The organism is Confluentibacter flavum (assembly GCF_002843175.1).
GTDB lineage: Bacteria > Bacteroidota > Bacteroidia > Flavobacteriales > Flavobacteriaceae > Confluentibacter > Confluentibacter flavum.
The window spans coordinates 35,676-52,523 of the sequence record NZ_PJEO01000053.1 but is presented as its reverse complement, the minus strand read 5'-3'; the positions used below and the strand labels follow the sequence as shown (position 1 = coordinate 52,523).

Here is a 16,848-nt window from a genome sequence, read left to right as displayed (position 1 = left end):
TATAAATTACTTTTAGACACCGGAACTTTCCATGGATTGAGTAGTTCACAACGAATTGCAATGGGAAAGGCAATAAATAATATTGCTGCTCAAGATGCGATAATACTTTTACTTGTATGGGACCCTAAATGGCGAGCCTTTTTGCCGAGCGGAGCAAGTCGTAAAGAAATTGAAATGTGCTTTCCCAATTGGGCGATAACTCATGTGGAACCTGCTGCTGATAAGCCAGAGGCAATCTATAAAATTTTGAAAGCAAATGAACAATGGTATCGACTTTGTCGCAAATGAATTTGAACTACATAATTAACTGGGCTTAACAATGGGTATAAAACATAGGACGGACAAGGGTTACCGTAAGTTTCAGTTTCTTCGCAAGATTTGTCTCGTGTACAAGTTTGCTGCTCCGAAATGCCCTACGTTTCATATCCGAGAACGTTGGCTATAACCTAAAAAATGGGTTGGAATAAAATTGAGAAAATTGGATAGAAATAAAATAATTTAAATTATGTCATTTATTCTTCTTGTTGAAAATGGAATTTCAACAAACGAAAATCAAAATACTGATTTTATTGAAATTCTTTTTTTTTCTGTTATAGCGGTGGCGGTATTAATATTTATAATTATTGTAAACCGAAATAGAATCACTACGAAAGGAAATTTTGAGGAAAAAATAATTAAAACGATTTCCAATAATAAAATTATTGACCCTGAAATTCTTGAAGGTCTTAATTCAGAAGAATTAAAATTAGCTATTACACAAGAGATGTCGAGATTAAATACAAAATATGGAAAATCATCAATAGATTTACAGAAAATGACATTGCTAATGGATCAATTAGAATTTGAAAACCTTCAAAAGTTGTATCAATGGTTTTATTCAAAAAAGGCATGCAGCTAAGTCTGTATAAAAAATTGCTAGTTTTAGTTAACACAAAGTCTGTTGCGTGTTTGCTGGCTTCCATACATGTTAGGCAAGACATTTGACTGAATTATAGAAATGGAGGAAATTAGAGAAAAAGTAATAAAAGAGTTCCGAAGAAGAAAATATGCTGAATCTACTATTAGAGGATATTCGAATACTCTTTTTAGGCTTTTTGATTTTTATTCTGCACATAATCCAACTGAATTAACAAACAAACAAGTAACTAGTTATGCTAAATCCTTAATAAATCAGAAAAAATCTCACACAACATTACGAACATTAATCTTTGTCTGTAGAATATTTTTTGACCAAATGCACAATAAAAATCACGGAATCTATCCATTTAGAATTCCAGATACTGCAGAAAGGTCAGCGGATTTTTTTGAGCAATCTGAAGTGTTGGAATTAATAGACAGAAAAGAAAATTTAAAACATAAAATTATTTTTCTTTTAATGTATTCTTGCGGTTTAGAAGTAAACGAATTATTAGAAATTAAAGTTAAAGACATTATTTCTAAAGATGAAAATCCATATATAATTTTACACGACAGTAAAGGGAATCAAAAGAGAAGAGCCTATTTATCAAAAAGAGTTATTCCATTATTGTCAGATTACTATAAGAAATACAAACCAGAATCCTACTTCATATACAGTCAAAATGACAAGAATAAAAAATATTCTTACACAAGTGTTAGAAAATTATTGATAGATTCATTAAAGGAAATGGGACTAAATCCAGCTTTAACAAGTAGAGCATTTAAATATTCCTATATCAAACATTTATATCAATTAGGAATCCCGTTAATTATAATTTTGGAACATTTAAAAATCAAGGAATTTGATTCCCATATTGAATATTCAAAATTAATCCACGAAGAACAAATAATTAATTTCACCCCCTATGACAGAATAATTACTACTTCTGAAAAAACTGAAAGTTTTGATGATTTAGAATCGCTAGTTTTCAAATTAAAAGATTTAGATGAAATAGATTATTTATTGGAAGGTATAGATTGCTTTAGAAATGGGAGTTTAAGGGCTGGAGTTATTTTTATTTGGTCGTCTGCTATAAAGAATATTAGAAAACAAATACTAGATAAAGAAAACCTAAAAAAGATAAACGAAGAATTAATAAATATTGATTCTAGAGCAAAAATAATAAAAAATATTGACAGCTTTGAATACATTAAAGATGAAACGACTATACACTTAGCGGAAAAAGTAGGTGTTTTTAGTAAATTTGAGAAAAATGAATTAATAAATAATTGTCTAGGTTTGAGAAATAAATGTGGGCATCCTTCTAACTACAAACCAGAAATTCAAAGAGTAAAATCATTCGTAGAAGAAGTATTGAATATGATTTATAAAAAAACGTTGCCTAACAAAGTTAAAAAAACAAGCAATTTTTAGCAAATCAATATTCAACCAATTGCATCTAATTCCAATTTCGGAATCAAATTAGCAGCCTCTTTCATTTTCTTGTCAATTATTTTTGCATATATCTCCGTAGTTCTAATTTCTTTATGTCCCAAGCGTTTTGATACTGTATAAATATCGGCTCCATTTTCCAATAGTAGTACAGCATTCGTGTGTCTTGCTGAATGAAATGTAATGTGTTTAGTAATCCCCGCAAGCATACACCAGCGTAATAATTGAAGGTTTATATGGGCACCATAACGAAGTCCTTTGAATACACGTTCTTTAGTATCTTTTCGTTCACCCAAAAGCTCCCTAGCCTGTTGGGAAATGTATAAATATTCTACTCCGTCGGTTTTCTTTTGTTGAAACACAATCCGAAAAATGTCATTACCTGAATCATCCATACCTTCCTCCCGCACCTCAGACCATTTCAACTTATTAATATCAGACCATCTAATACCTGAGAGGACTGAAAAAAGAAATGCTCGTTTTAGTAAAGGAATGGCACAAGGCGTTTTAGATAATTCTTGAAGTTCGTCGGAAGTAAGATATTCCCTAGTGGATTCTCCCATTGAAAACCCCTTGACTTTTTTAATTAGGTTTTCCTTCAAATAGCCTTCGTCAAAAGCGGCATTCAAACAGGCCTTGAATTTATTAAAATAGGTATGCTTTGTGTTTTGAGATAATTTTTTTCCCCCTTTAGTGACTGAGACAGTATCTAAATGTTTTTTATATCCTTTTATAAAATCTACATCAATGTCATTTAAAGTTATGTGAGCTGGGCAATATTGCTCCAAATGTTTTTGGGCAGCATCCCAATTATCATAATTGCCCTTAGTATGGTAACGCTCCTCTTTCTTCTGCTCATAAAAATCCAAAAAATTGGATTTTCCTTTATTATTATTTTGGATGCTATATTTACCTTGGTATACTTCTGCCTTTCTTATAGCCAAAATTTGTTCAGCAAGTTCCAGTTGTTCTTGATTCTTTTTCTTTTCAATAGCCGATTTGGGATTCTCTACTAAATAAAGCTGAAGGTATTCATAATCCCTCATATGCTTAATCTTTCCTTCTGTGGTCATTTTATGACCTCTATAATACTCTATGTAAAGACTAGTCTTTCCACTTAAAAGCTTTTTCTTCCTTAAATGTATTTTCATCTCTTTATATTTTTTTTTAATTATCCGGAGGAATACAATTTATAATCATCTTCGTGTGTGAATGTGATTCTTGTGGGTGTTTCATATGCCTTGATTTATATTTTTCATTAAAATGGACACAACACGTGTATAATATAAATCACTATTTCTTAAATAGCCAATCTATATCAGACCGTTTAATCCTTGTTAGCCTGTTACCTAAATTTGCAGCTTTAATTTGCCCATCATTAATATGACGATATAGAGATCTCGTCGAACAGTTTAAAAGAGCAGCTGCTTCTTTTACTGTAAGAATCTCTTTTTCATTTAAATTATTCAAATCAACTTTATTCATTTTTAAATAATGCATCAAGGTCTGATCGCTTAACAATAATCTTCTTAATATTAAAATCGATTGATTTCAGCTTTCCTGAATCAACTATTTTGTAAACAGTCTGTCTTGAACAGTTCATAAGTATTGTAATATCCTTTACAGTTAAAAATTCCTTAGCTTTTATATATTCAATAACTTCAGTTTTTGTGCTATATGTTTCCTCACTTGAGCGCTTAATCTTTTTAGACTTCAACTTCTCTTTATAGGCTCTACTATTGCATTTATGAGAACAGTATTTGGTTACAGTTGTTCTAGCTATAAACTCATTATGGCAATATTCACAAACTCGTATTATTTCAATATTTGAACTCATTTAGTTAAATAGCATTTTGTATCATACTAGATGATATTGGATGATATTAGTTAATTAAGTGACATTAAGCGCCAAAATATCCCCAACGAGGCGTAAAAATTTACCTCTCGTTCAAATTTAATAAAAAAAGGTGTAAATGAGGCGTAAAAATTTTGAAAAAATCAACCTACAAAAGAAAGGAATGGAAAATGGTTTATTTTTTAATAATTTGATTTACAACTATTTATATTCAATTGATGTAAATTGAAATCAAAAAAAATGGCTGTCTATTTGCCGATGCAAAAATTAGCAAAAATGTTCCCTAACAAATCATCATTGGTAATTTCACCTGTTATTTCACCAAAGTGATACAATGCTTGCCGAATATCAATAGCTAATAAATCGCCAGATAAACCAGATTCCAGTCCATGTTTAACTTTTTCAATTTCATCTAATGCTTTTAATAAAGAATCGTAATGTCTTGAATTTGTTATAATTGTATCATTATTTCTTAAAGAGCCTGTATTGACAAAACTTAAGAGTTTATTTTTTAATTCATCAACCCCAATGCCTTCTTTTGCAGATAATAATTCAAGATTTGAGATTTGAGATTTGAGATTTGAGATGTCTATCTCGTTAAGTTTATCAATCTTGTTAGCAATAATAATTAATGGTTTTTGTGGATATTTATTTTTAATCTTTTCTAATTCAATCTTAAATTGCGACCCCAATGTTTTAAATTGTGTACTATCAAATAAATAAATAACAACTTGCGCTTGTTCAATTTTTTCAAAGGTTTTTTTGATACCAATGCTTTCAACTACGTCTTGGGTTTCCCTAATACCTGCGGTATCAATAAATCGGAAGCCCATCCCTCCTATTGAAATTTCATCTTCAACCGTGTCTCTTGTCGTTCCTGCGATTTCAGAAACAATGGCTCTTTCTTCATTTAATAAGGCATTTAAAAGCGTTGATTTACCAACGTTTGGCTCGCCAACAATGGCTACCGGAATACCATTTTTAATTACATTGCCAATAGCAAACGAATCTATCAATCGTTTCAAAACAAAGCTGATGCGTTCTACTAAATCCTTAAATTTTGTTCTATCAGCAAACTCAACATCTTCTTCTGCAAAATCTAATTCCAATTCAATTAAGGATGCAAAATTTAATAGTTCTTCCCTTAATTTGGCGATTTCAGATGAAAAACCACCACGCATTTGCTGCATGGCTATTTGATGAGATGCTTCATTATCGCTTGTTATTAAATCGGCAACCGCTTCAGCCTGACTTAAATCCAATTTTCCATTTAAAAAAGCTCGAAGTGTAAATTCTCCAGCTGTGGCCATTCGGCAACCGTTCCGCAGAAATAACTGGATGATTTCTTGCTGAATATATTTTGACCCATGACAGGAAATTTCAACGACATCTTCACCTGTATACGAATTCGGATTTTTAAAAACAGACACCAAAACTTCATCAATGGTTTTATTGCCGTCCATAATATGACCTAAATGAATGGTATGCGTTTTTTGTTTGGCCAAAAGCTTTCCTGAAACCGATCTAAATTGGTTATCCGCAAAATGAATGGCATCTGCACCAGATAATCTTATAATGGCAATCGCACCAGCACCAGAAGGTGTTGCCAACGCTACAATGGTATCTTGAAGTATCATGAGGCAAAAGTAATTATAATTAGCTTAAATGTTGATGGCGTTTTACAAAACCTAAGCCTTAAAAGGTACTGGCTATTTTAGAGCGCGTATTGAATGTTGAAAATTATTTTACTGATTTCTAAAGTTTGGGGCTGAAGACACTTTAACGATACCTACCCAGCAATCACTTAACTAAATAAATACCATCTGGTTTTATCTCAATTAGATGCTGTTTGTATAAAGTACCAACCGCTTTTTTGAAGTTTTTTTTGCTCATTTGAAGTGTGTTTTTTATAACTTCTGGATCGGATTTATCTGTTAAATTTAAGTACCCACTATTGTCTTGTAATTCATTCATGATTAATTGGGCATTGGGCTCAATGTTTCTGTAACCAATTTGACCAAGTGAAATATCCAATTTATTCCCTGGTCTTATTTTTTTAACCACGCCTTTAAGTCGGTCGCCAATACTTAAATCCGTGAAAATATTGTCCTTGTATATTAATCCTTGATGCCTTTTGTTGACAATCACGTTCATACCAATATCAGAGGGATGTGAAACGATTAAATCAACTTCTTCAAATTCTTTTACCGTAAGTTCCTTATTATCCAAAAACTGATTGGTTTTGCTGGATGCCACCAACCTATCTGTTTTTTCGTCTAAATAGCAATGTACCAAATACCAACCGCCTTTCTTCATTGGGAATGCTTGCTCTTTAAAAGGGCAAAACAATTCCTTTACCAATCCCCAATCTAAAAAAGCACCATAATCGGTAACTTGGCTACATCTTAATAAGGCATAATCATCTCGCTTTATATATGGGAAGTCTGTAGAAGCAACTGGACGTTCTTCGTTATCCAAATAAACAAAAACATCAATTTTATCCCAAATTTTAAATGATTCTGGAACATATCTATTTGGTAAAAGCACTTCATTATTTTCTTGATCTACTAAATAGATGCCGTGATCCGTTTCACGAAGTATTTCCAAGGTGTTTATTTGTCCTAAATGTATCATGCCACAAAGGTATAATTTTAGATTGAGTTTTGTTTGCATCAATAAAATTTTAAAATAAATCCAACAAAAAAGCATTACCAAATTCTAGTAATGCTTTCTATTTTCTATATTAAAATTGGTTTAGTAAACCGATTCTTTTTTAAAGTGTTTAACTAGCAAATAATACACAACAGCTCTATATTTATTGCGATTGGATTTTCCATAAGTTTCCATAATAGCATCAATCCCTTTATCTAAATCTGTACTATCTTTTAATCCTAACTTTTTGATTAAAAAGTTGCTTTTAATGGTTTGCAGTTCAGAGGCATTAGAACCTGAAACAGTTGATGAATCGGCATTGTAAATAGAAGGGCCACAACCAATGGTAACTTTGGTTAGTAAATCCATATCCGCCGTTACCCCAAACTTTTCTTTTAAATCGGCTGTATATTTAACAATAAGTTCATCTCTTTTATTCATAATGACTATTTTAAGGTTTGTAAATACTGTTAAATATATTATTTTTTTAAGGAAAAGATTAATCTATTATGTTATGAAATCAAAATACTCTAAAAGTATCTCATCATTAAGCGTACGTGGGGTGAAAATTTCCAACAGTCTTGGCCTTTCTGAATCTGAATAAAACGTTTGCATTTTACTTTTTATTTGTAATACTGTTTTTGCGGATACGTATTCTATCCCATACATTTTGCATAAGTGCTTAGCAGAAAGGTCATGTGTCGTTTCAAAATAGGCATCAAAATTCTCGCTGTTTTTATGACCTGGTAATATCCTAAAAATACCACCCCCTTGATTATTAATTACTATAATTCTAAAATTCTTCGGTATGTAATTATTCCATAGCGCATTACTGTCATAAATAAAACTCAAGTCTCCCGTTATAAAAACCGTTGGTTTCTTGCTAACTACGGCGCATCCAACAGCTGTACTCGTACTACCATCAATACCACTAGTGCCTCTATTGCAATACACTTCTAGGGATTTATCAATACTGAATAACTGTGTATAGCGAATGGCCGAACTATTTCCCACTTGCAAAATATAATTTTTTGGTACTGATTTTAGTAATACCTCAAACACTTTTAAATCACTAAACGGAATTTGTGCTAAATACTGCCTGTGTTTTTGCAAACGTTTTTGTTTAACTAATGCCCAAACATCTCGATAATTACTTTTTACATAATGAGTTATTTTTGGCAACAACGTTTCAAAAAACTGATTTGGTGTTGCCTCAATATGGTTTGTTAAACAAAAAAAGGTGTCGTTCGCCAACTTTTTATCAATGTGCCAATGTTGCTTGGGTTGGTGTTTCCTCAGAAATGTTTTTATCTTTTTCGATACTATTAAACCACCAAAAGTTATTAGAATGTCTGGCTTTAATTGTTTTTGCTCTTCTTTTGAAAGTGGCGCAATCAATTGGTCTATAGATGGAAAAAAACTCTCATGGTGCAAGTTGGATGTCGTTTCTGTAAATACAATAATACTGTTGTCTTCCGCCAATTCATTTAACCATTTTTGCTCAACTTCATTTGGGTTACAAACGCCAACCAAAACCATTTTTTTAGCAACCGAATTCCAATCTTCCAAACAACTCTGGATAATATAAGAATCTATAGGCTTATTTTTTAAAACGATGTCCTCTGATTTTGGGGATACCGTTAACTTTCCAACAGTTTCATACAAAGGTTCGTCGAAAGGAATATTGATATGAACAGGGCCTTTATTAATAATGGCATTGTTTATAGCCTCATTAATTTCAATTTCATTGTGTGTCTGAATATTTTTTTGAAATCCTAGAAAACGCTCCAGTTTATCTTCTATATTTTTCATCATGGGCAATTCCTCATGATCCGGAATGTTGTTTTCATCCTTAATATCCAATTTTAAATTGGAAGAAAATAAAACATGGTTTTCAAATACATTTTTCTGGTTGATGGTTTGTCCATCGCCAATCCCAATTAAATGTTTAGGCCTATCCGCAGATAGCACTACCAATGGAATATCACTATAATACGCCTCAGAAATCGCTGGGTAATAATTCAACAAAGCACTTCCAGATGTACAAAGCACAGCAGTAGGCTCTTGTAATTTTTGGGCTATTCCTAAAGCAAAAAAAGCAGCACTCCGTTCGTCTACAATACTATAACACGAAAAGTATGGGTCATTTGTAAAGCCAATTGTTAAAGGCGCATTTCTACTGCCCGGAGAGATAACAATGTGTTTTATTTTCTTTTCTTTACAAAGTTGAATAACCGTTTGCGCGAGAGGAATTTTTGGGTAAATCATGTTGCAACTAATATAAGCTACAAAAGTAAGAAATAGGAAGTTAAGATAACCTATTGCAAAATATTTTTAATAATCTTAGATTTTGAAACCGTTTCTTCCCACTCTGATTCAGCATTTGAGGTTTCAGTAATACCGCCTCCTATGTAAATATGGGCATTATTTCCTTGCATTTGCATACATCTTAAATTAACATATAGCTGTGTACTCTTTTTGGTAACTGTATATGCTCTATTTTCTATGTTCTTTTTGGAAGATCTTGGGGCGATATGAGTTTCAAAATTCAGCTCTCCTAAAAAACCGGTATAAAAATCTCGGTTGTAATGTTCGTTTTCTAAAATAAACGTTTTAGCTGCCAACTTAGGTAAGCCACAAACCGCAGGCGTTGGATGTAAATCGGAAATAAGTTGTTTTAAGTTAGACGCCTCTGGTTTTAAATGCGCAGAAATCATGGTTCTTAAATGCAACAAATTACCAGCTTTAACGGTCTCGGTTTCCGAAATGCTTAAATGCTCGACAGATGGTTTTAAATGCTCAATAATAAAATCGGTTACAATTTGTTGCTCATTGATCTCTTTGTCTTTCCAAACAACATCTGTTGTGCCCATATAATCTTGGGTTCCCGCCAGTGCCATGATGGAGAAACGATTGCCTTCAATTTTTATTAATGTTTCTGGTGTGGCTCCTAACCACAACCCAACTTTTGGGTGGTACCAGCAATATACAAATGCCAATGGATACGTGTTTAAAAGCCTTTTGAAAATAGAAATCGGATTGCTTTCTGAAAGTTGAACGGTTTCTTTTCTTGATAAAACAACCTTGATAAATTGATTGTTCTTTACCGCTTCAATGCCCTTATTGATAAGATTGGTGTGGTTTAATTTATGGTCGGCAGAAACCTTACTACTTTTATTTTCTGATTTATTTTCAACTACAGTATCAAAAACAACTTCAAACTGTTCAGAATTATCTAAAGGTATTAAAACCGTCCTTTCATTGTCATCAAATGGAGAAAACACAAAACCTGTTTCAGTAAACGTTTCAGCAGTATACAGTTCGTCATCATTCTGAAATAAGGCTTTAACTAATGTGCTATTGGGCTTTCGGTAGACAACAAAAGGCAATACATTTTTGTATTGTGTTTCAATACGCTTGAAAAAACTTTCCAAAACCATTAACTAATGTTTTTTGGTAATGAAATGGTAGATAATTTACAAACGGCAATTAAATTATCGGCTTCATCGATCACACGTATATCCAACAATTGTGTGGTTCTACCTTTATGCACAAACGTTGCTTTAGCAAATACCATCCCTTCTTTAATACTTTTCAGATGATTTACCGTAATTTCTATACCCCGAACAAAAAACTTCTCTGTATCAATAAAAATATGCGATGCAAAACTACCAACACTTTCTGCCAAAGCGGCCGTAGCACCACCATGCAATACACCATCGGGTTGATGCACTCTAGAGTTTACAGGCATTTTTGCTACCAAAAAATCGTCTCCATAATCAATAACCTCAATTTGTAAGGTTTCCATCAAGGTATTTTTACAGGCTGCATTTGCTTTTGCAATAACAATTTCTTTAGTTAATGACATAAAATATTGTATTTTTATTCATGTTTGTAAAAGTACAAAATGACGAACGAACCCAATAAAAAATCAGATTTAATTAATTGATTACTTATAGAGAACATGTTGGGTAATTTTACCTAGACATAATCGAAACCGTCATTGCGAACGAAGTGAAGCAATCTTATAAACGCAAACTTAAGTATAAAGTTAGACCCATCTCTTTAAAAATTAAACGAAATAATAATATAAATAATCATTTAACAGATTGCCACATCACGCCCAAAAAGCGTGATTCGCAATGACGTAACCAAATGAAAGTTCCCACTCTAGAAAACCACCGTGTAAAATTATCACTTTTAGACTTAAGCAACTACAAACACTTAAGCGATATTGCCCAACAACCTAATTTGGTACAATATTCGCCCAGCAAAATTGATACGCCCGAAGATTTAAAAGAATATGTACAAACAGCTGTTGATGATTACTACCATAATACAGCCATTCCTTTTATTGTGTTTGATAAACAAGCAAACGCTTACGCTGGTTGTACCCGTTTCGGATTCATAAATTGGCAAAACAAGGTGATGCATATTGGTTGGACGTGGATTGGCAACGGATTTCAAGGAACGGGTTTAAATACGCATATGAAGTTTTTAATGCTGCAATATGCCTTTGAAATCTTGGAATTTGATAAAGTAGAATTTAGGGTCGATGAACGTAATATTCGATCTAGAAAAGCAGTCGAAAAACTAGGTGCCACATTAGAAGGTATTTTACGTAAAGACATCTTGCTGCTAGATGGCTTTAAACGAAGTAGCTGTTGTTATGGTATGTTGAAAGAAGAATGGCCCACTATTAAAACAACTGTTTTTGAGGGGTTTTAGGAGTTTCGAAATATAAATGCTTACATCTCATGAATTAGCGGGTATTTGCCATACCAATTGTTGCAAAGCTTTCATTTTATTTTATATTTGTACTTCACATTTGGCAATGAGGTCTGCCTTAAACCGCTACAACTGGAGCTGATGACTTCTACTTTTAATGGCTTATGCCACTGTAGGAACATGTATTAAAGGCAAAATGGACAAAACAAAAATAAAGAAGTTTTTATTCTCATTTGAGCAAATCCCCTTACTATTATATCTTTTCAAATGGATTTTCATTTGTTTGCTATTAGGTGCTATCGTTGGTTCTATATCAGCTTTTTTTCTATTGAGTTTGGACTGGGTGACCAATTGGAGAGAATCCCATGTATGGATAATCGCATTATTACCCGTTGGTGGTTTTATCATAGGTCTATCTTACCATTTGTATGGAAACAGTGTTGTAAAAGGAAATAATTTATTACTTGAAGAATTTCATTCCCCTAAAAAAATCATCCCTTTTAGAATGGCCCCGCTTGTTTTATTTGGAACCCTTTTAACGCATTTATTTGGTGGCTCTGCTGGTCGTGAAGGAACAGCCGTTCAAATTGGTGGTGCTATAGCCGATAGGTTTACAAAAATTTTAAAACTATCAAAACGGGACAGAAAAATTGTTTTAATTGCAGGTATCAGTGCCGGTTTTGCTTCTGTTTTTGGAACACCTTTGGCCGGTGGTATTTTTGCATTGGAGGTGTTGGTTTTGGGAAGAATACGCTTGGATGCCATTATTCCAAGTTTTATGGCCGCCGTTTTAGCCAATTACTTTTGCGACATTTGGAATGTTTCGCACACCCATTACCATATTAGTTCTGTGGCAGAAATGACACCTATAAATCTTCTATGGTCTTTATTGGCAGGAGCCATCTTTGGTCTTGTAGCCATGATTTTTTCCAAATCCACACATTTTTGGAGCCATCTTTTCAATAAGAATGTGAAATACCCACCGTTACGACCCGTTATTGGCGGCACCATATTGGCCATTGCCATCTATTTTATGGGAACGACTAAATACATCGGACTCGGAATACCCACCATCGTTGACGCCTTTAACATAGACTTAAATTCTTATGATTTTTTATTAAAAATTTTATTTACTTCATTTACACTGGGGGCAGGTTTTAAAGGAGGTGAAGTCACTCCTTTATTCTTTATTGGGGCAACTTTAGGAAATGTTTTAATATGGTTCATTCCCTTACCAATGGGACTACTTGCGGGTATGGGATTTGTAGCCGTTTTTGCAGGGGCAACCAATACCCCTATTGCCTGCACGGTCATGGCCATAGAGCTCTTCGGTATAGAGTCAGGTGTTTTTATGGCGTTAGCGTGTTCTACCGCTTATTTATTTTCTGGGCATTCTGGTATATATACTTCCCAAATCATTGGAAGTCCGAAACACAACTCTTTCATCCGTGAAAAAGGGATGCAACTTTCTGAAATTAAAAAAAAGAGAGCACGAAAATGAACGTTCGAATAAACAACAGTAAATAACTTCCAAATATTCACCACGTTGAAAAAATCAGGTTTAGGTGTTATTATAGAAGTACCGATTAAAGATAAACGAATAAAATTGTTTTTACTTTAATAACTTTGTAAGTAAACTACAAACAATTACATTTACCATAGTAAAAACAGTCGTAATTTATGAGAATCTTTATTATTGGCTTCATTGCTTTTTTATGCTTTTCTACAGCAATACAAGCTCAAGTAACAAAAGAAACGGAGCCTTCTTGGTTAGATGATATCCATTATTCTAAATCTGACATTGACATCGATGATGTATCACAAGGAACGCATACTTTACTTTATGATACCCAAATTAACATCCCAAAACAAACCATTTTTTACAGAGTTACAACCAAAGTCACCGATAATGTTGGTATACAAAATGCATCTACCATTAATATTAGCTACGACCCTAGTTATCAAAAATTAAAATTCCATAAAATACATATTATTAGAAATAATGAGATTATAGATAAATTGAACATTTCAAATATTGAGGTAATGCGACGCGAATTAAATGCCGAAAGTCATTTATATGATGGGGCGTTATCCGCAGTCATGAATATTTCTGATGTAAGAACAGATGACATTATAGATTACTCCTACTCCATTATTGGTTTTAATCCCATACACAAAAACATTTACTCTACTAATTTTTTCCTCAATGACTTTAAATCTGTTGGAAAAATACATGTAACACTTCTATCCAAAAACAAGCTAAATTACAAAGCTTTTAATACGTCTGCCGAACCCGTTATTTCGAAAGTAAATGATTTAAATAAATATGAATGGGAAGCTACCAATACGAAAAAAATAGAATTCGAAGATGAAATTCCTATTTGGAAATTAATTTATGAAACCGTTTTTATAAGTGAGTTTAACTCATGGAAAGATGTGGTTGATTGGGGATTGGATATATACAAAATTGATGGAAAAGTCAATACCGAATTACAAGCGAAAATTGATGAAATTAATTCTTCTTACGAAACAAATGGCGAAAAAATTAAGGCGACCTTAAATTTTGTACAAAATGAAATTAGGTATTTAGGACTTGAAAATGGCATTGGAAGCTACAAACCTTTTTCTCCCAATCAAGTATTTAAACAGCGTTTTGGAGATTGTAAAGACAAAAGTTTGTTAATGGTTAACATGCTTACCAACATGGGTATTGAAGCCTATCCCGTGCTTGTTAATACCTATTTAAAGCAAACTATTAAAGATTTGCTTCCCTCACCTAAAATTTTTGACCATTGTGTTGTAAAAGTTATCGATGGCAGTGCCCATTGGTACGACCCTACAATGACTAATCAAGGTGGATATCACGATAGCACACACTTTCCTGACTATGCTTATGGTTTAGTAATTAAAAAGGATAATGATTCTTTTGATGACATTAAACTCTATTCAGAAAATAAAGTTGAAACATTTGAAGAATATACTATTGATAGTATTGGTAAAGGTGCTAGATTAAAAGTTATCACTATTTATCATGGAGGAGAAGCAGATGCTATGCGAAACTATTTTAAAAACAATAGCATCAACTCCATTCAAAAGGAATATGAAAAATTCTATTCAAACTATTATTATAATGTATCTTCATTAAAAACACCTCAATTGGAGGACAAATTAAATTTAAACACCTTCAAAATATATGAAGAATATCAATTAGATAGTATTTGGAAACCCATGCCCGAAAAAATCAACCATATTTCTGCAACCTTTTTACCCAGTAGTCTTCTAAACTCCTTGTATATACCCAATAACGATAAAAGAGACTCTGAGTTATCTATAGTTTATCCTATAACAAGGGAACATCAAATTAAAATTAAACTACCAATAGATTGGGGGATAAAAAACGAAAAATTATACGTAACCTCCCCGGGGTTTTATTATGAATGGAAAGTTGACTATGATAGAAAACAAAAAACCATCAACCTTAATTATTATCTAAAAACATTAAAAGATCATGTTACTCCAGATGAGTTTAGATTATACAACCAAGACGCAAAAAAAGTAGATCAGTCCACGGCATACATAATTTATATTCCTAAAAATTTCTCACAATCAAACTCAATATCCAACGGTGCTAATGTCCTTTTTGATGGCATTATGGCTATTGTAAAGTTATTATTTATAATTGGTATCATTGTTACTGTAGGGCTTTTGATATTTTGGTATTCCCAAAATAGAAAAGCTAAATAACCTATATTTTTTAATACCCTCCGCGTATATGATTGTGCATTATTAGCAGTAGCTACTTTCTCAAAATTTTCAAATAACTTTCAGGATTCATTACTGGAATCAAAGCGTTTTTAAAATCCTTTTCGTTTCGAGTGATTATGATATCACAATTTGTTGCAATGGCGCTAAAATATTGCATGGAATCTTCAAAATCTTTAAAATCAGAATTAATAGCTTTTTCAATGACTTCATCATCCATTATTGAAATATGACATAGCAATTTGAATTTTCTGATTTTTTCAAGTACAATTTTAGAACTTTCATGTCTAGAAAGAATGTAATAAGCATTTGCTATTGAAGTAGGCGAAGTAAAAACTTTAATTTTCTTTTTGTCAGCTAAAGTTAGAATTTTAGCACTGGATTCATAAAAATGTTCTCTGTTTCCAAGGAAATCAATGACAATATTTGTATCCAAAAATATTTTTTGCATTATTTATATTTTTGGTCAAGATATTCTGTGTAATCTTCTCTTAAATCTTTCCAATTTCTATCATCAGACATACTTTTACCGCTAGAAATACTTTTAACGAAAGGTGAAATCTCAAACTCATCATTTTTATCAAGTCGTGTAATTGAATCCAGATAATTTTCAATCAATCTTGATAAACTTACTTTTTTTTGAGAAGCGTAAACTTTTGCTTTTTCAATTATTTTTTGATTTAGTTTCAATGTCAGCTTTGTATCCATGATAAACATATTATACGTACAAATATACAAATAAAATACGTAAAATTTTATTTTAACGAAATTTTTAAAATGTCTAGTCCTGAAATATGGCTACAGGTTAAAATTATCCTAATAACTATCGGGATTCCGAGGGACACGAGCGTAGCGAACTGGCAAAAGCAAAATCGGAAGCCAACAAACATGCAACAAACTTTATGTTAGCTAAAATTAGCAATTTTTTATACACGGCTGGTGTTTTTTTTTATTCGGTTAATCTATTATTCAAATCCATTCTTTCGTGTAATATTCTAATGATTTCTATTTCGTCTTCTGAAATTTGATGATAAAAGATTATGTGTTTCCCAGATTTGAACCCGAATAAATTAGTACTTATTCCGTAATATTGTTTTCCAATATTGGGATTTGTTCCGATTTGTTTACAAGCAAACTTAATTGTTGAATAATATATGTCTGCTTGATTTTCGGACCATTTATACATTGTGTAATCCCAAATATCAGATAAGTCATCAATGGCTTTTTGTCTCAATATAACTTTAGCCATTCTTTCTTTTTTCGGATTTTAATTTGGTCAGATATTCATCAAAGTCAAAGTTTTCAATTCTTGGGCTATTCAGTCCTTCCTGTATTGCATTTTTTAATGCAATTACTTTACTTTCTTCATTTTCCAATAGTCGAAGTCCAGCTCTGATTACTTCACTTACGTTTTTATATCGACCAGCAGATACTTGATTGCTAACAAATTGGTCAAAATAATTTCCGAGAGATATGGATGTATTTTTCATTTTTTTAAATT

At 32.3% G+C, this 16,848-nt stretch carries 19 protein-coding genes and 1 riboswitch; of the genes, 6 read left to right on the top strand and 13 right to left on the bottom strand.

What is annotated here, in order from left to right:
* The 3 genes from CSW08_RS15510 to CSW08_RS15500 form a co-directional block, all read left to right on the top strand.
* Positions 1–288, top strand: a 288-nt coding sequence (locus CSW08_RS15510) for a hypothetical protein (protein WP_203226881.1), incomplete at its 5' end; no start/stop codon positions are given.
* A 217-nt stretch (positions 289–505) separates the two neighbouring features.
* Positions 506–898 carry a hypothetical protein gene (locus CSW08_RS15505; protein WP_106660780.1) on the top strand — a complete coding sequence of 131 codons (393 nt, stop codon included), beginning with the start codon at positions 506–508 and terminating at the stop codon, positions 896–898.
* Between the two features lie 99 nt (positions 899–997).
* Positions 998–2,332: a tyrosine-type recombinase/integrase gene (locus tag CSW08_RS15500; protein ID WP_106660779.1), complete on the top strand. Its 1,335-nt coding sequence runs from the start codon at positions 998–1,000 to the stop codon at positions 2,330–2,332.
* A gap of 11 nt (positions 2,333–2,343) precedes the next feature.
* Here CSW08_RS15500 and CSW08_RS15495 read toward each other — a convergent pair whose 3' ends face one another.
* The 9 genes from CSW08_RS15495 to CSW08_RS15455 all read right to left on the bottom strand — a co-directional run bounded on the left by CSW08_RS15495 (position 2,344) and on the right by CSW08_RS15455 (position 10,725).
* Positions 2,344–3,501 (bottom strand): site-specific integrase, encoded by a 1,158-nt coding sequence (locus tag CSW08_RS15495; RefSeq protein ID WP_106660778.1) that lies wholly within the window; start codon positions 3,499–3,501, stop codon positions 2,344–2,346.
* 142 nt (positions 3,502–3,643) lie between these two features.
* Complete coding sequence (locus CSW08_RS15490; RefSeq protein WP_203226912.1) at positions 3,644–3,835, bottom strand: helix-turn-helix transcriptional regulator; 192 nt, start codon at positions 3,833–3,835, stop codon at positions 3,644–3,646.
* Positions 3,828–4,187 (bottom strand): helix-turn-helix domain-containing protein, encoded by a 360-nt coding sequence (locus tag CSW08_RS15485; RefSeq protein ID WP_106660776.1) that lies wholly within the window; start codon positions 4,185–4,187, stop codon positions 3,828–3,830. The genes CSW08_RS15490 and CSW08_RS15485 overlap by 8 nt, the downstream gene beginning before the upstream one ends.
* 266 nt (positions 4,188–4,453) lie before the next feature.
* Complete coding sequence (gene mnmE / locus CSW08_RS15480; RefSeq protein WP_106660775.1) at positions 4,454–5,842, bottom strand: tRNA uridine-5-carboxymethylaminomethyl(34) synthesis GTPase MnmE; 1,389 nt, start codon at positions 5,840–5,842, stop codon at positions 4,454–4,456.
* 163 nt (positions 5,843–6,005) lie between these two features.
* Positions 6,006–6,839 carry a CvfB family protein gene (locus tag CSW08_RS15475; protein WP_106660789.1) on the bottom strand — a complete coding sequence of 278 codons (834 nt, stop codon included), beginning with the start codon at positions 6,837–6,839 and terminating at the stop codon, positions 6,006–6,008.
* Positions 6,840–6,959: 120 nt separating this feature from the next.
* Positions 6,960–7,298, bottom strand: coding sequence for a DUF2853 family protein (locus CSW08_RS15470; RefSeq protein ID WP_106660774.1), 339 nt, complete (start codon positions 7,296–7,298; stop codon positions 6,960–6,962).
* A 66-nt stretch (positions 7,299–7,364) separates the two neighbouring features.
* Positions 7,365–9,125: a 2-succinyl-5-enolpyruvyl-6-hydroxy-3-cyclohexene-1-carboxylate synthase gene (gene menD, locus CSW08_RS15465; RefSeq protein WP_106660773.1), complete on the bottom strand. Its 1,761-nt coding sequence runs from the start codon at positions 9,123–9,125 to the stop codon at positions 7,365–7,367.
* Positions 9,126–9,175: 50 nt separating this feature from the next.
* A complete protein-coding gene (locus tag CSW08_RS15460; RefSeq protein ID WP_106660772.1) occupies positions 9,176–10,297 on the bottom strand; it encodes a chorismate-binding protein in 1,122 nt (373 codons plus the stop codon).
* Positions 10,297–10,725: a PaaI family thioesterase gene (locus CSW08_RS15455; protein WP_106660771.1), complete on the bottom strand. Its 429-nt coding sequence runs from the start codon at positions 10,723–10,725 to the stop codon at positions 10,297–10,299. The genes CSW08_RS15460 and CSW08_RS15455 overlap by 1 nt, the downstream gene beginning before the upstream one ends.
* Positions 10,726–11,012: 287 nt before the next feature.
* On the opposite strand from CSW08_RS15455, the gene CSW08_RS15450 reads away from it, so the two are divergent.
* From CSW08_RS15450 to CSW08_RS15440, 3 genes are all read left to right on the top strand, one after another.
* Entirely contained in the window at positions 11,013–11,585 is a 573-nt protein-coding gene (locus CSW08_RS15450; protein ID WP_106660770.1) for a GNAT family N-acetyltransferase, read from the top strand.
* 93 nt (positions 11,586–11,678) lie between these two features.
* Positions 11,679–11,743, top strand: a riboswitch (Fluoride riboswitch).
* Between the two features lie 38 nt (positions 11,744–11,781).
* Entirely contained in the window at positions 11,782–13,086 is a 1,305-nt protein-coding gene (locus CSW08_RS15445) for a voltage-gated chloride channel family protein (protein ID WP_106660788.1), read from the top strand.
* Positions 13,087–13,265: 179 nt separating this feature from the next.
* Complete coding sequence (locus tag CSW08_RS15440) at positions 13,266–15,329, top strand: DUF3857 domain-containing transglutaminase family protein (RefSeq protein WP_106660769.1); 2,064 nt, start codon at positions 13,266–13,268, stop codon at positions 15,327–15,329.
* A 52-nt stretch (positions 15,330–15,381) separates the two neighbouring features.
* Here the strand turns inward: CSW08_RS15440 and CSW08_RS15435 are convergent, their stop codons facing one another.
* From CSW08_RS15435 to CSW08_RS15420, 4 genes are all read right to left on the bottom strand, one after another.
* The gene (locus CSW08_RS15435; RefSeq protein ID WP_238987287.1) at positions 15,382–15,798 is read right to left on the bottom strand and encodes a type II toxin-antitoxin system VapC family toxin; all 417 of its coding nucleotides are present in this window, start codon (positions 15,796–15,798) and stop codon (positions 15,382–15,384) included.
* Positions 15,798–16,055: a DUF6364 family protein gene (locus tag CSW08_RS15430; RefSeq protein ID WP_106660787.1), complete on the bottom strand. Its 258-nt coding sequence runs from the start codon at positions 16,053–16,055 to the stop codon at positions 15,798–15,800. Before CSW08_RS15430 ends, CSW08_RS15435 begins: the two co-directional genes overlap by 1 nt.
* A gap of 241 nt (positions 16,056–16,296) precedes the next feature.
* Positions 16,297–16,596 carry a type II toxin-antitoxin system RelE/ParE family toxin gene (locus CSW08_RS15425; protein ID WP_106660767.1) on the bottom strand — a complete coding sequence of 100 codons (300 nt, stop codon included), beginning with the start codon at positions 16,594–16,596 and terminating at the stop codon, positions 16,297–16,299.
* Positions 16,589–16,837, bottom strand: coding sequence for a type II toxin-antitoxin system ParD family antitoxin (locus tag CSW08_RS15420; protein ID WP_106660786.1), 249 nt, complete (start codon positions 16,835–16,837; stop codon positions 16,589–16,591). The genes CSW08_RS15425 and CSW08_RS15420 overlap by 8 nt, the downstream gene beginning before the upstream one ends.
* Positions 16,838–16,848: the final 11 nt, after the last annotated feature.

Excerpts from the sequence above, each read along its gene's own strand:
- CSW08_RS15505 (WP_106660780.1), top strand. The coding sequence starts at position 506 with ATGTCATTTATTCTTCTTGTTGAAAATGGAATTTCAACAAACGAAAAT.
- CSW08_RS15500 (WP_106660779.1), top strand. The coding sequence starts at position 998 with ATGGAGGAAATTAGAGAAAAAGTAATAAAAGAGTTCCGAAGAAGAAAA.
- CSW08_RS15495 (WP_106660778.1), bottom strand. The coding sequence starts at position 3,501 with ATGAAAATACATTTAAGGAAGAAAAAGCTTTTAAGTGGAAAGACTAGT.
- CSW08_RS15490 (WP_203226912.1), bottom strand. The coding sequence starts at position 3,835 with ATGAATAAAGTTGATTTGAATAATTTAAATGAAAAAGAGATTCTTACA.
- CSW08_RS15485 (WP_106660776.1), bottom strand. The coding sequence starts at position 4,187 with ATGAGTTCAAATATTGAAATAATACGAGTTTGTGAATATTGCCATAAT.
- mnmE (WP_106660775.1), bottom strand. The coding sequence starts at position 5,842 with ATGATACTTCAAGATACCATTGTAGCGTTGGCAACACCTTCTGGTGCT.
- CSW08_RS15475 (WP_106660789.1), bottom strand. The coding sequence starts at position 6,839 with ATGATACATTTAGGACAAATAAACACCTTGGAAATACTTCGTGAAACG.
- CSW08_RS15470 (WP_106660774.1), bottom strand. The coding sequence starts at position 7,298 with ATGAATAAAAGAGATGAACTTATTGTTAAATATACAGCCGATTTAAAA.
- menD (WP_106660773.1), bottom strand. The coding sequence starts at position 9,125 with ATGATTTACCCAAAAATTCCTCTCGCGCAAACGGTTATTCAACTTTGT.
- CSW08_RS15460 (WP_106660772.1), bottom strand. The coding sequence starts at position 10,297 with ATGGTTTTGGAAAGTTTTTTCAAGCGTATTGAAACACAATACAAAAAT.
- CSW08_RS15455 (WP_106660771.1), bottom strand. The coding sequence starts at position 10,725 with ATGTCATTAACTAAAGAAATTGTTATTGCAAAAGCAAATGCAGCCTGT.
- CSW08_RS15450 (WP_106660770.1), top strand. The coding sequence starts at position 11,013 with ATGAAAGTTCCCACTCTAGAAAACCACCGTGTAAAATTATCACTTTTA.
- CSW08_RS15445 (WP_106660788.1), top strand. The coding sequence starts at position 11,782 with ATGGACAAAACAAAAATAAAGAAGTTTTTATTCTCATTTGAGCAAATC.
- CSW08_RS15440 (WP_106660769.1), top strand. The coding sequence starts at position 13,266 with ATGAGAATCTTTATTATTGGCTTCATTGCTTTTTTATGCTTTTCTACA.
- CSW08_RS15435 (WP_238987287.1), bottom strand. The coding sequence starts at position 15,798 with ATGCAAAAAATATTTTTGGATACAAATATTGTCATTGATTTCCTTGGA.
- CSW08_RS15430 (WP_106660787.1), bottom strand. The coding sequence starts at position 16,055 with ATGGATACAAAGCTGACATTGAAACTAAATCAAAAAATAATTGAAAAA.
- CSW08_RS15425 (WP_106660767.1), bottom strand. The coding sequence starts at position 16,596 with ATGGCTAAAGTTATATTGAGACAAAAAGCCATTGATGACTTATCTGAT.
- CSW08_RS15420 (WP_106660786.1), bottom strand. The coding sequence starts at position 16,837 with ATGAAAAATACATCCATATCTCTCGGAAATTATTTTGACCAATTTGTT.